This is a genomic window from Streptococcus sp. DTU_2020_1000888_1_SI_GRL_NUU_041A, from assembly GCF_032387735.1.
Taxonomy (GTDB): domain Bacteria; phylum Bacillota; class Bacilli; order Lactobacillales; family Streptococcaceae; genus Streptococcus; species Streptococcus sanguinis.
The window spans coordinates 1313019-1327562 of the sequence record NZ_CP135591.1; the positions used below are offsets into that span (position 1 = coordinate 1313019).

The following is a 14544-nucleotide window of genomic DNA, read 5'->3' on the forward strand; positions in this document are numbered from 1 at the left end:
CTTTAGTCTGCGTAAATATCTTCAAAGGCAGATTCAAGCGGTGGGAATGGGCTTTCTTCTGCGAATTTTACAGACGCTTCTACTGCTTCTTTGACTCCAGCTTGGATAGCTTCCAGCTCTTCCTCGCTTGCAATCTTGTTTTCCAGCAAGTATTTACGAAGATTTTCGATTGGATCTTTCTTCTTCCATTCTTCTACTTCTTCACGAGTACGGTATTTACCTGGGTCAGAAGACGAGTGTCCCAACCAACGATAAGTCACACTCTCAATCAAGACAGGTCCTTTACCACTGCGAACATGTTCGACAGCCTTTTGGAAGCCTTCGTAAACATCCAGAACATTATTGCCATCTTCGATGAACATACCTGGAATGCCATAAGCTGCGCTGCGCTCGTGGATGTGCTCTACATTGGTCATTTTCTTGATGTCAGCAGAAATACCATAGCCGTTATTGATACAATAGAAAATAACTGGTAGATTCCAGATAGAAGCCATGTTGACTGCTTCGTGGAAGACGCCCTCATTGGTAGCACCATCACCAAAGAAGCAGACAACAATCTTACCTGTCTTTTGCATTTGCTGGGTCAGAGCTGCTCCGACAGCGATTCCCATGCCGCCGCCAACGATACCATTAGCACCAAGATTTCCAGCATCTAGGTCAGCAATGTGCATAGAACCACCTTTTCCTTTACAGGTACCGGTGTATTTCCCTAGGATTTCAGCCATCATTTCATTTAGATTGATTCCTTTGGCGATAGCTTGACCGTGTCCCCGGTGGTTAGAAGTCAGCAAATCATCCTCATTCAAGGCCAGCATAGCACCGACATTAGCTGCTTCCTCACCTACTGAGAAGTGAGTCATCCCAGGAACCTTTCCTTTTTTTACAAGTTGAGCAATTTTTAAGTCCATACGACGGATTTCTTCCATCTTACGGAACATCTCTAACAAAAGATCTTTATCTAAAGTTGCCATTTTTTTGCCTTTCTAAGCATAATTCTTCTATTTAATTCTATCTAAAGCTGTAAGCACTGTCAAAACTTTTGCTCACTTATATTTCACAAAGAAAAACCAGTCAATCCATTGGATAAACTGGTTCCAGAGCTCAAAATAGAAATTTCACAAACTTTTTGTGCTAGAGTAGTTTTTACTATTTTGAAACTGTTATACGAAAATAATTGCAGAGCAAGCTTCTGATTAATCTGCCTGTTTAGCAAAATCTGCAATCATCTGCTCCATTTGCTCACGGCTTGGTGTTGTCAGCATATAGAGGTAGTCACCTTGCAGCTCCGCAAATGCAGCTGGCATGTCTTTTTTAACCTTGAAGTTATCTCTGTATTTCTCCAGCAAGTCAGCCTCAGGGTAAGCATAGTTTGTCGATGCACGGCGCGAGGTTGCCAGACAGAACAAAGGCTCCATGTGGGCAGCTGGGAAAGGCTCTCCTGCTACAATCGCTGCATACCCTCTGTAAAGATCGATTGAGTGAGCGAAATTATAGACATCAATGGTAAAGCCGCCTGCTGGACGGTTATTGTACTCAATGGCTACATAATCATTGTCTTCGCGGAAGAACTCAATATGGAAAAAGCGTTCTTTCATACCGAAGATTTTGACAATCGCTTCTCCATAAGCACGCAGTTTTGGATCCATATCCTTGAGGACGTAGTAGGAATTATCCATCTTATAGATCATCAAATCCAGCGGTGTATGAGCATAATCAAAGGTGGTTGCAAAGACGATCTGACCATCCTTATCTACCAAACCGTCAAAGGTACAAATCTCGCCAGACTGGACAAACTTTTCAAAGAAATAAGCTGTCTGGTGATCCCATTCTTGCTTGAATCGTTCGACATCTTCTGCTGTTTCCAGCTTGAAGGTCGCAGCTGCTCCCACTCCATTATCAGGCTTGGCAATCAAAGGCAGACCAAGTTTCTTGACAGCCAAATCTGCCCCAGCTTCTGTGTTGACAATCTGACCTGGAACGACTGGAACACCTGCTTTTTTAAAGAGCTTCTTCATCTCTGATTTGAACTTGGTCTTTTTCAAGTCTTTTGGTTTTGCTCCAAAGACATTAAATTGCTCACGCAACTCAGCGTCCAGTTCCAGCCAGTATTCATTATGAGACTCAATCCGATCGATAGGTCCATGCTTGTAGAAGAGAAAGGCAACAGCTCTTTTCACTTCGTCAAGATTTTCAAGATTTTCTACTCTGAAGTATTCAGTCAATGAATCCTTCAAAGGCTGGTCTAGCTGGTCATAAGGCTCCTGACCGATTCCCAGAACAGTAATTCCTTTGTTAGCCAGTTCCGCGGTAAACTGCTGAAAATTTTGCGGATAGTAGGGAGAAATAACGATATAATTCATAGGAAACCTCCTTTAAAGATTGAGTTCATTAAGGAAATACGGCATTTGCTTACGCCACCAAATCCAGTCGTGGGAAACATCATGGCCCCATTCAGCAAACCAAGCTGGAATATTCTTATGCTCAAAAACCTCTTTCAGCGTGTAGAAGGAAGGCAGGCCATCCTGCTCCCAGTCACCCAAGCCAGTACAAACGATAATATCGGCCTGTCGATAGCGGTCAATAAACCAGCCATCATTTTGGTTCCAGATATAGTCTGCTGGAGAGTTTTGATAAATGACTTCGTCATTCAAATTGTCACCAACAAAGAAACGTGCATCATAGACACCACTGAGGGCAATCACTTTATTGAAAACATCTGGATGCTGCAGGAAGAAATTAACAGCATGATAAGCTCCCATGGAGCAGCCTGTCGTCATCATAGGGTCAAACCAGCCTGTCTTATGCTTGACGAAAGGAATAGCTTCCTCGATGACATAACGCTCATAGGCACGATGCATTTCTGCTCGATCGTGTGGGTGCTTCCAGTCCGCCAACCAGCTCTCGCTATCAATGCTGCTGAGAGTGAAAAATTGGACCTTACCAGCCTCAATAAAACCTGCACAGGCCTCAATCATACCAAAGTCAGCATATTCATTATGGCTGCCGCCTGATGATGCAAAGACTATAATCGGGAGCCCAGCATGGCCATAGCGATTGATATACATTTCTCGGCCTAGATTGCCGCTCCAATGACTTAAAAATTCTACATGCATAGTTTTTACCTCTTTCTCACTGTTTGACTAGATTACCATTTCTCGCTGATAAAACGGAAACAGTCTGGCAAGTGCTCTGCCCAAGCGATTTCATTATGAATAGCTCCAGACTGGATCTTAATCTGAATATTGGACAAATCTACCCCAGACACGAGCAACTGTCGGAAATAGCTGAGCGATGAATCAATATAGGCCTGCTTGATGTTGCCAGCCATTAATGTCTTATCTGTATCATCAGCCTCTTCTGTCCCAACATAAATGAAAACTCGCTGGTCAGCCTGAAGTTTTTTTCTCTCAATATAACGGTCAAAGGCTTCCTGATGCAGCCAATTTGCTGATGAAAAGATTCCCAGACAGCCAATCTGATCTTGGTATTCAACACCGATAAACTGACTGATATTTCCCCCAAGAGAGGAACCAATCATAGCTGTATGCAGCCGATCCGACTTGGTCCGATAATGCTGGTCAATGAAAGGCTTGACGACTTCCATGACAAACTCCGCATACTCCGTTCCCTTACCACCAAACTGAATACCGGGAATATTGGACTCTTGGAACTTCCAAGCTGAATACTCATTCATGCGCCGTTGGCCATCGTTGTCAATAGCCACGACAATCATTTTTTCAATATCTGGATTACGCTTGATTGTCGGAATAACTTTCCACGAATGGCCACTGAAAGACTCCTTGCTATAGAGAACATTTTGACCGTCGTGAAAATAAACGACGGGATACGACTTATTTGTGTCCTGACTATAGTTCTTTGGAAGCAAGACGCGAACACGACGTTTCTGTTTGGTATAAGGAACGACCAACTCATGTGTTTTCATTTCAAGGTAAAAATAGGATTTATTCATTTTCAGAAAACTTTCTATTTTCAAAATTTTTATTTATTATATCACAAATTAAACAAAAAAGTTAGGAATTCCCTAACTTTTTGATGATTTTTATTAGATAATGATAGAAAATAGATTATTTATCCAAATAAGGCTGTAAATCCTGCAAGGCTCGCTCAGCGATTTTCTCATAGCGCTCCTTCTTATCACGAATCCGAGGGCCGTCCAGCTCTTTGATAATGCCAAAATTGACATTCATGGGTTGGAAGTGCTTGCTGTCAGCATGGGTAACATAATGTGGTAGGCTGCCGATAGCTGTTGTTTCTAGAAAAACAAGTGCTTCTTCTCCCTTGAAGAGTCGAGCGGCATTGATACCAGCAACTAGGCCAGAAGCTGCTGACTCGACATAGCCTTCAACTCCAGTCATTTGACCTGCAAAGAAAAGATTTGGCTGTTTCTTAGAGCGGAAAGTCTGTTCAAGCAGATTTGGAGAGTCCATATAAGAGTTTCGGTGCATGACTCCATAGCGGACAAATTCTGCATTCTCCAGACCAGGAATCATCTGAAAGACCCGCTTTTGCTCGCCCCACTTGAGATGAGTTTGGAAGCCAACGATATTGTAAAGACTACCTGCTGCATTGTCCTGACGAAGCTGCACTACAGCGTATGGCGTCTTATATTCACCATCTCGAGGCCCTTGGAAGTCATCTGGATATTCTAAACCTACCGGCTTCATCGGACCGTAAAGCATGGTTTTAATGCCTCGCTTGGCCATAACTTCAATAGGCATGCAGCCTTCAAAGTATTTTTCTTTTTCAAAGGAATTAAGCGGTGCTTCTTCGGCATTGACCAAAGCATCATGGAAATCCATAAATTCTTGCTTGGTCATGGGCGCGTTGAGATAGGCAGCTTCGCCCTTATCATAGCGGGATTTGAGATAGACCTTGGTCATATCAATGGTATTGACATCAATGATTGGCGCTGCTGCGTCGTAGAAATAAAAACCGTCGCCTCCATTGAGCGTGTGGATTTTTTCTGCTAAAGTATCGCTAGTCAAGGGGCCAGTTGCAATGACTGTAATAGCATCCTCTGGAATTTCAGTGATTTCTTCGCGAATGACCTCAATCAATGGATGGTTAGTCACTAGCTCCGTCACCAGCTGCGAAAAGCCTTCTCTATCAACTGCTAGGGCACCACCTGCTGGTACCCGAGTCGCCTCTGCTGACTTTAAAATGACCGAGTCCAACCGTCGCATTTCTTCTTTTAGTAGGCCAACTGCATTGGTCAGCGCATCGCCTCGCAGAGAGTTGGAGCAGACCAGTTCTGCGAAGTCCGATGTTTTGTGTTGCGGAGTTGATTTGACACCCCGCATTTCATAGAGTTTGACTGGGATGCCACGCTTGGCAATCTGGTAAGCTGCTTCACTGCCAGCCAGACCAGCACCGATAACATTGATATAGGATGATGACATGATACTCTCCCTTGGATATTTCTAGATTTTCACTCTGACCATTATAACAAAAACAAAGTAAAAAAGACAGACAGGAGGATTCCTGAATGTCTTTCGAAAATCATTGTTTATTGAAGCTGTATGACTTATAAGCATACAGATGCTTATTGTCTTCGTAACTTATGCCAAAGCCCACTTCTGTATTCCTAGGTAGTTTATCGATTTGAAGTATTTGAGCAAGTAAGTATTCAAAATCAGAGTCTGTCCAATTGTCAATATCTTCATTAGCTAGTTGTAGGTTTTGTTTTCGTACTTGTTCTATATCAACGCTTATATGAATACTAAAAGTCGAATGATTGTCAGCAACTCTTTTTAAGAGTATATCGCGATTACGAACAATCACATCTTCAACTAGATTTTTTTCCCTACTTAGGTCTAAGTCCTTGATTAACGGAGTTAGTTCTTTGACATCCCTCTTCAAAATTGCTTCCCTTTTCTCTTGCTCTTCAAGATGAGTTTCTGGGTTGCCACTATATTCTTCTTTTGGCACCAAAGAATATCCCGAGTCAAAGGAGTGCAATTCAATTGAGTTTTTTAAATAAAGCTGTCTAATCATATCTTCACTCAAAAATGTAGAAGCCAAGCTATCACTTTGAAGCAACTTATTGTAAGCTTCTTCAAGTCTATCATAATTGTCATCGCCAGAAACATACTCCATTTCTAAACGATAGACTTTTTTCTTGGCCAAACCAAAGAAAATTTTCTTCTCAACTTCTTTAAGTCTCGAGTTGTATCTGAGGACTGGAGTTTTCTGAACATAATCTTTTTCAAAATCCACATAGACATCAACAAATTTTTTGTTTCCTTCAATGTAAAACGGAAATCCCTGATAGCCAAAAGTATCAGCAGTCGAGTATCCTTCTGCTTCTAGTCCTGCAGCTTCTATTACGGAACTAATATTTGATATAGCCGTACTACTTAAATCATGATCTACACTGTTGTTGCATGCTGACAAAATAAATAATGCGAGAATAGAAAACAGTACACTAATTATTTTCTTAATCACTTTGCTTTTAACATCTCCTCCAAGTAAGCAATCTTAGCAAAATCCTTATGATTGTTATTATCATTTCGGTAAGAATCTTGTGAAGAAGCACGGTAGATAGCCAAAAACTGCTCCGCAGTCGGCAGTAGAAATTCAACACCTCCAACTTCTTTTCGAGTCAGCTTCTCTAACGGCACACCTGAAAAAGCCTCCAAGGTTTCTATGACACCAAACTCAATAGATAGATCTTCTTTTTGAAATTCATGCTCGTGCAAATCAACAAAACGATAGCCCAAGCGGTCCATCATTGGTTCAATCTTATCCATATCATAAATACGCTCTTCGTCTGGTGCTTCCCAGCCACGCTCATCACCATGAACATGAATATCAATATCCCGCGCCTGCCAGTCCTGACCAGTAACCTGCTCCAGCCCCAAGGAGCCCATCAGCAGTGGAACAATTCCCATCTTGTTCAGTTGAGACGCGATTTTTAGAAATTCTGCAAATTTATCTGTCATAAAGCTGCACCTCTTCTCCAAGAGAAAATATTTTACGTAATATAAATTATGTAAAATTGTCTACTTCACTTTTTCTTCTTCATAATCGCCATTGCTGCAGACCACTTGCTTGCCGCCACCACGAACTTTCTTTTCAATCAGATAATGGTCACATTTTGGACAGTTACGTCCAACCGGCTTGTCCCAAGATGTGAAATCACAGTCTGGATAACGATCACATCCATAAAAAATGCGATTTCGCTTAGTCTTACGCTCGATAACTTGACCTTTTTGGCACTGTGGACAGGTCACGCCGATTTCCTTGACGATAGCCTGAGTGTGACGGCAGTCTGGGAAATTACTGCAGGCGTAGAACTTGCCAAATCGACCTAACTTAATGACCATGGGACTACCACAGACCTCACAGTCAAAACCGGCTGGCTCATCCTTAATTTGGATTTTCTCCATTTCGGTCTCGGCTTTAGTCACTTCTTTTTCAAAAGGTCGATAAAACTCGTCAATAACCTTCTGCCACTGCTCTTTTCCAACTTCGACATCATCCAGTTTTGCTTCCATCTCAGCTGTGAATTTCACATTTACGATGCCTGGGAAGAATTCGACAATTAATGAATTGACAATCTCCCCTAGTTCGGTCGGCTCAAAGCGCTTGGAAACCAGCTTAACGTAATATCGTTTCTGAATAGTTTCAATGGTCGGTGCATAGGTAGATGGCCGACCAACACCATTTTCTTCTAAAGTCTTGATGAGAGTCGCTTCAGAATAACGAGCAGGTGGCTGGGTAAAGTGCTGTTCTGGATTGGTATTGACTCGCTTGACTGTATCACCCTTTTCCATATCTGGCAGCATTTTATTCTTGTCTGAGTCATTGTAAATAGCCAGATAGCCATCAAACTTGACCTGACTGCCATTGGCGGCAAATTGGACACCATTTTGCCCCAACTTAACATTCATAGTATCAAAGACTGCTGCTGTCATTTGACTGGCTACAAAACGGTTCCAAATCAGCGTATAGAGCTTAAGCTGATCCTTGTCCAGATACTTTGCGATGCTTTCTGGAGTATTGAAAACGCTGGAAGGACGAATGGCCTCATGGGCATCTTGAGCGCCAGAAGCGTTCTTGGCCTTGCTGCCATGTTTGGAATATTTGGCGCCAAATTTATCCGTGATAAAGCTTGCTGCTTCATTTTGCGCCACAGGGCTGATACGAGTCGAGTCGGTACGCATATACGTAATCAGACCTTGTACGCCAGAACCGATATTAATCCCTTCATAGAGCTGCTGAGCCACCATCATGGTCTTACGAGTCCGAAAATTAATCTTATTAGCGGCATCCTGCTGCATAGAGGAAGTCGTGTAGGGCAGCGGAGCATTGCGTCGACGCTCTTTCTTTTCGACACTGTCGACTGTAAAGTCATCACCCTTGAGGTGAGACAGGACTTCTTTGACCTCATCGTTGTTAGTCAGCTTCATCTTTTTACCATTCATACCATAGAAGCTGGCCTGAAACTGACGAGTTCCTTTCTTGAAGGTTCCGTCAATTGTCCAGTATTCTTCTGGTTTGAAGGCATTGATTTCATTTTCACGGTCGATAATCAGCTTGAGCGCGACAGACTGCACCCGACCAGCTGATAAGCCTTTTTTGACTTTCTTCCAAAGAATAGGAGAAATGGAATAACCCACCAAGCGGTCCAAAACTCGACGAGCCTGCTGCGCATCGACTAGATCCATATCAATCTGGCGCGGCTCTTTAAAAGCGTTCTTGACTGCATCTTTGGTGATTTCATTAAAGACTACGCGGTTTTTCTCTTTCTCATCCAGATTCAGAATGTGGGCCAGATGCCAAGAAATAGCTTCTCCTTCGCGGTCCGGGTCACTTGCCAGAAAGACTTGCTTAGCTTTCTTAGCTTCTTTTTTCAAGTCATTAATCAACGGACCTTTGCCACGAATATTGATGTATTGCGGCTCATAGTTGTTTTCAAAATCAATGGACATAGTAGACTTTTTCAGGTCACGAATATGCCCGACACTGGCCAGAACCTTGTAGTTTCGTCCCAGATATTTTTCTATTGTTTTTGCCTTAGCAGGCGACTCTACGATGACAAGATTTTTTTGGGTCGTAGACTTTTTCTTTGTTTTTGTTACCAATTTAGACACCTTCTATAAGAAATAAATCTCATAGAGTTTAAACTATTTTTTGATAGATGTCAACTGCTAACTTTTCTTATAGGAAAACTTGTTTTAAAAATCAAACTCTGAAAGGACGTCAGAGCCTGATGTGATGCACTTTGCACCCTCTTGGATCAAATGATGGCAACCGTCAGATTTTCCATCTAAAATTGACCCCGGAATAGCAAAGACATCCCGCCCTTCTTCCATGGCTCGCTCACAGGTAATCAGGCTGCCTGAGCGCATCTTAGCTTCTGCCACGATGACGCCTCGACAGAGACCGGCGATGATACGATTCCGCTCTGGAAAATGAAATTTCAAAGGCTGTTCACCTGGACCATACTCTGTCAGCAATAAATGATTTTTTCCAATGTAAGCTTGTAGTTTTTTGTTGGCCTTAGGATAAAAGACGTCTAATCCAGTACCAATGACAGCAATGGTCTGACCTCCGTTTTGCAGGGCAGCCATGTGAGCCGCTGTATCAATCCCACGAGCCAGGCCACTGACGATAACCAGTTCATTATTTAGCTCTTTGACAATCTTTTGTACAGAGGCATTTCCTTGCTTACTGCTGTCTCGACTACCAACGACCGCGGCTTTTGGCAATTCTAGTAGATCTAGATTTCCCTGATAAAATAACAAAGTCGGGGCATCGTAAATTTCACATAAATCCCAAGGATAAATATCATCCAAGATAGAAAAGGACGGAAAAAGTTCAAATTCTTCCTTCAAAGCTGGTAAATCAAGCCTCTTGTATTTCTCTATAAAGAGTGCAGGATTGCGGCACTCAGATACGACAGCCTTATCTCGCAGAGAAAGCTTGCCATCTCTACTCTCAGCATATCTCAAAACATTTAAAACCTGATGATTAGTCAAACCAGCTTTTTTCATTTTATAAATCTCAAAATTATTCATTTTTTCACCTCACTTTCTTATTCGTAAAAAGTTCAAAAAAAGAACTGCAGTACAGTTCCTTCTTTACGATTTTATTTAATATGATGTTGTCAATAGCCGGTTCCCTTGCCCATTGCCTTTAACACTCTTTATGAACAGGAATTTCCTTAATAATTCGCGCTGGATTACCAGCCAAGACTACATTGTCGCCAAAAGACTTGGTAACAACCGCACCTGCTCCGACTACCACATTATCTCCTAGTGTCACGCCTGGCAGAATCGTCACACCGCCGCCAGCCCAGAAATTATCACCAATAGTGATTGGGGCTCCGTACTCAATTCCGGAATTTCTTTCCACTGGATCAAGCGGATGAAGAGGCGTCAGAAACTGGCAATTAGGACCGAGCAGGGCATTGTCTCCGATGCGAATCGGGCAAACGTCCAGCATAGTCAGATTCCAGTTAGAATAAAAATTCTCGCCTAGATGAATATTGATTCCATAATCACAGACCAAATCAGGCTTCATAGCAAGATTCTCTCCTGTGCAGCCAAACCATTCTTTGATAATAGCACTTCTCTTGTCGCTGTCTTGCTCTTGGTTAAAACGATATTGAAATTCTTTGGATCGGGCTCTAATTTTTCTTAAATCTTCGTCTTGTGGTCGGTAAATCTCTCCAGCAATCATTTTTTCGTATTCGCTTTGCATGGCATCCTCCTTTTCATGCGTGACAAATGGATGGTCAGGTAAAGTTGTTCATCCTCTGATGTTTGGTAATTTCTGGTTTGCTTTAAAAATTCAGCAATCTTCCTAGTGGTTTCATAGACCAAGGGATACTTACATTTAAGTAAGTCAAACATTTCATTGTCCTCCAAGTCACGATTGCCGCTATTAGTCAGGACTCGCTCACAGAAAAATTTTAGATGGGTCATGAAGCGCTCAAGGTATATGTCTTCCTCGTCTAAAGAAATTTCCAAACTGTACTTGACAATGGTCATGATTTCCTCCATCATCATAGTCAAATCACGCGCAGTTCCGTCGCCATTTTCCAGCTCTGCATTGACCAAGGTCAGCGCTATAAAAGCTGCTTCATCATCTGGAAGTTCCTTGTTGACATAAGCACTCAAAAGCTGTTTGGCATACTGACCAACCTCAAACTCGATAGGAAAAAAGCGTTTAATATCCCACATGAGGAAATTCTTGAGATAAATATCATCTTCCAAGCGCAGCAAGACTCCGTGGATATGATCTGCCATCGCCAGAAAAGCACTGTCTTTGAGCTTCTTCTGCAGTTTCTCCCTTGCGAAAGAAATAATCTTATCCGACATTTCCATGACCTCTACTGGCAACTCCATCAGAAGCTGGCGTCTATTTTCTGACAAGACATACTTTTTCTCAATCAGCTCATCTGGAATCTCCTGGCCAACTTTTCGACCAAAGGCCAGTCCTCGTCCCATTAGAATAACTTCTTCTTGGTTTTCTTCAGAAATCACCACATTATTGTTTAAGATTTTACTGATAAGCATGCCTCACCTCTTCGTGCCTATTCATACATGGATTTTATTGGTTCAAATGTCTTGCGATGAATAGGAGTTACGCCGTTTCGTTCCAATCCCTGCAAATGGCTCTTAGTGCCATAACCGGCATTTTGCGTAAAATCATAGCCAGGAAATTCCTTGTCATAGTCTGTCATCAGCTTATCCCGAGTAACCTTAGCCACAATACTGGCTGCTGCGATAGACAGAGAATTGGCATCTCCTTTGATGATAGACTCTTGCGGAATATCGATATCTAACTTCATAGCATCAATCAGCAGATAATCTGGCTTGAGACAAAGCTTAGACAAAGCCTCTTTCATAGCAAGCTTGGTCGCTTCGTAGATATTGACTTGATCAATAATCTCATTGTCTATCAGGCCAACTCCCACTGCCAAAGCTTTATCCATGACTGCTTGATAGATATCTTGATGCTTTTTCTTAGGTATCTTCTTACTGTCGTTGAGCCCCTTAATCTTACATCCTGGAGGTAAGATAACAGCTGCAGCGACAACTGGTCCAGCTAGAGGACCACGACCGACCTCATCAATCCCAGCGATCGCCCGATAGCCGGCTTGATAAAGCTCTTTTTCATATCGTAACATCTGCTCCAGACGACAATCCTCATCTAACTCCGCCTGAATGGCTCTTTTACGCTTTTCAATCGCCTTTTGAACTCCGCTCCGCTGGTCATTAGCTGCTTCTGCAAGAAAAGGATCAGCCAAATCAGTCACTAACTCTAAACGTTGCTGGATTTCTTTAATCGTTGCCATCTAGTTCTCCAACCGTGTCCAAGCAATAACGACCTAACTTGCCATCGCGGACTTCTTTGACAAAAAGGCTGTAAAAACGGTCATAGTCGTCGCGGAAGCCAAGTTTTTGGGTCATATCCATAATCATGTCAGGCGCTTCCTGGCTAAGATCCAGCTGCTTGAAGCGTGCTATCAGCTCCTCAGGATAATGCTCCTTGAAATAATTGAGGCCAAAAATCGTCACCTCATCCATAGGCAGCAGATTATCCTTGATAGCACCAGTCAGGGCAAGCTTGAGAGCAACCGTCTCATCTTCAAACTTAGGCCAGAGAATCCCTGGTGTATCCAAGATTTCCAAGTCTTTATTTGACTTGAGCCATTGCTGCCCCTTGGTCACACCTGGCTTATTCCCTACAACGGCAATTTTCTTACCTGCCAAGCGATTCATGAGGGTTGATTTTCCGGCATTGGGAATACCGATTATCATGGTACGCAGGGTTTCGATGCGAATTCCTCTTTCTTTCTGACGCGCCAATTTATCAGCCATAAGCTTCTTAGCAGCGTCTGTAACTTTTTTAACAGCAGATTGCTCTTTGGAATTAATAGATAAAGTCGGAATCCCCTGACTTTCAAAATAACTCTGCCATTCCTTAATACGAACAGGGTCTGCCAAATCAGTCTTGTTTAAAATCAGAAGCTTAGGTTTATCGCCCACAATCTTAGTCAACATAGGATTCTGACTGGATAAAGGAAGTCTCGCATCAACCAGTATTGTCACAAAATCAACAAACTTAATATTTTCCTGTACCTGTCTCCGTGCCTTAGACATATGCCCCGGAAACCATTGAATCGTTGCCATAATTTATCCTTTCAACGAATATCATTGATAAAATTTTATATCTTTAACTATTTTAACATATTTCTAGGATTTAAGCGGGTGAATTCTAAAGTGATACTCTCCACCTCAAGAGCAAAAAAAGCCCCAGCGGGCTTTCTAACTTTATCTTACCTGTTCAAAATGCAGATGCACAGCTATATGATCTCCATAGCCATTGCGCTCTAAATCGCGCTGCAAGCGATAGGAGATATAATGCTCAGCAATAGTAATATAACCTGCACCCAAGAGGCGACTTTCAACCATGGACTGAATCATGCTAATCGTCGCACGTTCAACCTTAGCTTCTTCCAAATCCAGAACCACTTTCTTTGTAACCTGCGCTAAATTCTGACGCAAATCATCTGTCAACACATAGACAGTCTGTGCTGCCTTTAAAACTGCTTGATAGATTTTATCTGGGTCAAATTCTACAACCTCACCGCTCCGTTTAATAACTTGCATAAAAACTCCTTTTATATTATATATTTCTAATCTAATGTAAAACTCTAACATGACTGCTGCCAGTCCAGTCGTCTATAGTCTGCTCAAAAAGAATTCTGAAAGCTAGACCACACCTTAACATTATATAATTTTTTCCAATATTTTTCAAAGGATGCTTCCTTTTTTATATGCTCTTCAAAAACTATCAGATTCTGAATTCACTTTTCAGTTTAAGTCAATACAACTAAAATAACAAGCCAAACACTATGTATCGGATTTCTCTAATGTTATGTCCTGTCTTTTATAACGATAGTGCATTTTCCAATGATTTTCAGATACTTCTTCTAAACTCAATGTTTTGTTAATAGCCTTAAAGGACAATTTTTCTTCTTCAACTCTCTTTAAGAGCTCAACTAATAACTCTCCTCCAGCATTCAGAGAAATTAAACTATCATCCTCACTATCATATTGAAGTAAAATTTTCTTTGTTGGTTTGTGAATGATGTTATAAAGATTGAAAGCTTTATCAATTTCAAAATTTTTCTCTTTGTCAGCCACCATTGACAAACTGTGCAGCTCCAACTGACCGATTTTAAAAGCTCCAAAGAGACTGAAAACTATCCCTAACGCAGCAAGTGTTTCCCAGATGAAAGAGAAAAGTTTCAAATCCCAGTCCGTTATCAGTATTAGAAGTAAATAAATAATTCCTAAAACAGATCCAAGTAAAATCAATCCTGAACCATAGCAACCTGCCTTATCACCAGTTCGGATAACTGGCTTATCATAAACTTTTTTGCCCTCAAGTTTTTCCAGTCTATGCTTATCCTTATACTCCTCAATTCGTTCACTATGTTTTTCTGTCACAATTTTCAATTCTTTCTTTATTATTTTTATTATGTCAATCCTAAAACTACTTCTA

At 41.7% G+C, this 14544-nt stretch carries 15 protein-coding genes; all 15 read right to left on the bottom strand.

The window, feature by feature from the left end:
* Window positions 1-2: 2 nt before the first annotated feature.
* The 15 genes from RSK81_RS06325 to RSK81_RS06395 all read right to left on the bottom strand — a co-directional run bounded on the left by RSK81_RS06325 (window position 3) and on the right by RSK81_RS06395 (window position 14489).
* Complete coding sequence (locus RSK81_RS06325) at window positions 3-971, bottom strand: thiamine pyrophosphate-dependent dehydrogenase E1 component subunit alpha (RefSeq protein ID WP_002906568.1); 969 nt, start codon at window positions 969-971, stop codon at window positions 3-5.
* Between the two features lie 222 nt (window positions 972-1193).
* Window positions 1194-2360 (bottom strand): acetyl-CoA carboxylase biotin carboxylase subunit family protein, encoded by a 1167-nt coding sequence (locus tag RSK81_RS06330; protein WP_315686214.1) that lies wholly within the window; start codon window positions 2358-2360, stop codon window positions 1194-1196.
* 12 nt (window positions 2361-2372) lie between these two features.
* Complete coding sequence (locus RSK81_RS06335; RefSeq protein ID WP_315686216.1) at window positions 2373-3113, bottom strand: esterase family protein; 741 nt, start codon at window positions 3111-3113, stop codon at window positions 2373-2375.
* Between the two features lie 32 nt (window positions 3114-3145).
* Entirely contained in the window at window positions 3146-3970 is an 825-nt protein-coding gene (locus RSK81_RS06340; RefSeq protein WP_227969404.1) for an alpha/beta hydrolase, read from the bottom strand.
* A 115-nt stretch (window positions 3971-4085) separates the two neighbouring features.
* Complete coding sequence (gene trmFO / locus RSK81_RS06345; protein ID WP_315686217.1) at window positions 4086-5420, bottom strand: methylenetetrahydrofolate--tRNA-(uracil(54)-C(5))-methyltransferase (FADH(2)-oxidizing) TrmFO; 1335 nt, start codon at window positions 5418-5420, stop codon at window positions 4086-4088.
* A gap of 100 nt (window positions 5421-5520) precedes the next feature.
* On the bottom strand, window positions 5521-6465 hold the full coding sequence (locus tag RSK81_RS06350; RefSeq protein WP_227969405.1) for a hypothetical protein: 945 nt from the start codon (window positions 6463-6465) through the stop codon (window positions 5521-5523).
* Window positions 6462-6962 carry a phosphoribosylanthranilate isomerase gene (locus RSK81_RS06355; RefSeq protein WP_315686220.1) on the bottom strand — a complete coding sequence of 167 codons (501 nt, stop codon included), beginning with the start codon at window positions 6960-6962 and terminating at the stop codon, window positions 6462-6464. The genes RSK81_RS06350 and RSK81_RS06355 overlap by 4 nt, the downstream gene beginning before the upstream one ends.
* A gap of 60 nt (window positions 6963-7022) precedes the next feature.
* A complete protein-coding gene (topA, locus tag RSK81_RS06360; protein WP_247908550.1) occupies window positions 7023-9116 on the bottom strand; it encodes a type I DNA topoisomerase in 2094 nt (697 codons plus the stop codon).
* Between the two features lie 84 nt (window positions 9117-9200).
* On the bottom strand, window positions 9201-10043 hold the full coding sequence (gene dprA / locus RSK81_RS06365; protein WP_247908548.1) for a DNA-processing protein DprA: 843 nt from the start codon (window positions 10041-10043) through the stop codon (window positions 9201-9203).
* Window positions 10044-10161: 118 nt separating this feature from the next.
* Complete coding sequence (locus RSK81_RS06370) at window positions 10162-10728, bottom strand: sugar O-acetyltransferase (RefSeq protein WP_061595182.1); 567 nt, start codon at window positions 10726-10728, stop codon at window positions 10162-10164.
* On the bottom strand, window positions 10704-11546 hold the full coding sequence (locus RSK81_RS06375) for a PRD domain-containing protein (RefSeq protein WP_061595181.1): 843 nt from the start codon (window positions 11544-11546) through the stop codon (window positions 10704-10706). Before RSK81_RS06375 ends, RSK81_RS06370 begins: the two co-directional genes overlap by 25 nt.
* A 17-nt stretch (window positions 11547-11563) precedes the next feature.
* A complete protein-coding gene (locus RSK81_RS06380) occupies window positions 11564-12328 on the bottom strand; it encodes a ribonuclease HII (RefSeq protein WP_247908544.1) in 765 nt (254 codons plus the stop codon).
* Window positions 12315-13166, bottom strand: coding sequence for a ribosome biogenesis GTPase YlqF (gene ylqF / locus RSK81_RS06385; protein WP_247908542.1), 852 nt, complete (start codon window positions 13164-13166; stop codon window positions 12315-12317). Before ylqF ends, RSK81_RS06380 begins: the two co-directional genes overlap by 14 nt.
* Before the next feature lie 141 nt (window positions 13167-13307).
* Window positions 13308-13646, bottom strand: coding sequence for an ATP cone domain-containing protein (locus tag RSK81_RS06390; RefSeq protein WP_002895476.1), 339 nt, complete (start codon window positions 13644-13646; stop codon window positions 13308-13310).
* Window positions 13647-13889: 243 nt separating this feature from the next.
* Window positions 13890-14489 (bottom strand): hypothetical protein, encoded by a 600-nt coding sequence (locus tag RSK81_RS06395; protein ID WP_002900332.1) that lies wholly within the window; start codon window positions 14487-14489, stop codon window positions 13890-13892.
* Window positions 14490-14544: the final 55 nt, after the last annotated feature.

Bases quoted from the DNA above. Each gene is read 5' to 3' on its own strand.
- RSK81_RS06325 (WP_002906568.1), bottom strand. From the start codon at position 971: ATGGCAACTTTAGATAAAGATCTTTTGTTAGAGATGTTCCGTAAGATG.
- RSK81_RS06330 (WP_315686214.1), bottom strand. From the start codon at position 2,360: ATGAATTATATCGTTATTTCTCCCTACTATCCGCAAAATTTTCAGCAG.
- RSK81_RS06335 (WP_315686216.1), bottom strand. From the start codon at position 3,113: ATGCATGTAGAATTTTTAAGTCATTGGAGCGGCAATCTAGGCCGAGAA.
- RSK81_RS06340 (WP_227969404.1), bottom strand. From the start codon at position 3,970: ATGAATAAATCCTATTTTTACCTTGAAATGAAAACACATGAGTTGGTC.
- trmFO (WP_315686217.1), bottom strand. From the start codon at position 5,420: ATGTCATCATCCTATATCAATGTTATCGGTGCTGGTCTGGCTGGCAGT.
- RSK81_RS06355 (WP_315686220.1), bottom strand. From the start codon at position 6,962: ATGACAGATAAATTTGCAGAATTTCTAAAAATCGCGTCTCAACTGAAC.
- dprA (WP_247908548.1), bottom strand. From the start codon at position 10,043: ATGAATAATTTTGAGATTTATAAAATGAAAAAAGCTGGTTTGACTAAT.
- RSK81_RS06370 (WP_061595182.1), bottom strand. From the start codon at position 10,728: ATGCAAAGCGAATACGAAAAAATGATTGCTGGAGAGATTTACCGACCA.
- RSK81_RS06375 (WP_061595181.1), bottom strand. From the start codon at position 11,546: ATGCTTATCAGTAAAATCTTAAACAATAATGTGGTGATTTCTGAAGAA.
- RSK81_RS06380 (WP_247908544.1), bottom strand. From the start codon at position 12,328: ATGGCAACGATTAAAGAAATCCAGCAACGTTTAGAGTTAGTGACTGAT.
- ylqF (WP_247908542.1), bottom strand. From the start codon at position 13,166: ATGGCAACGATTCAATGGTTTCCGGGGCATATGTCTAAGGCACGGAGA.
- RSK81_RS06390 (WP_002895476.1), bottom strand. From the start codon at position 13,646: ATGCAAGTTATTAAACGGAGCGGTGAGGTTGTAGAATTTGACCCAGAT.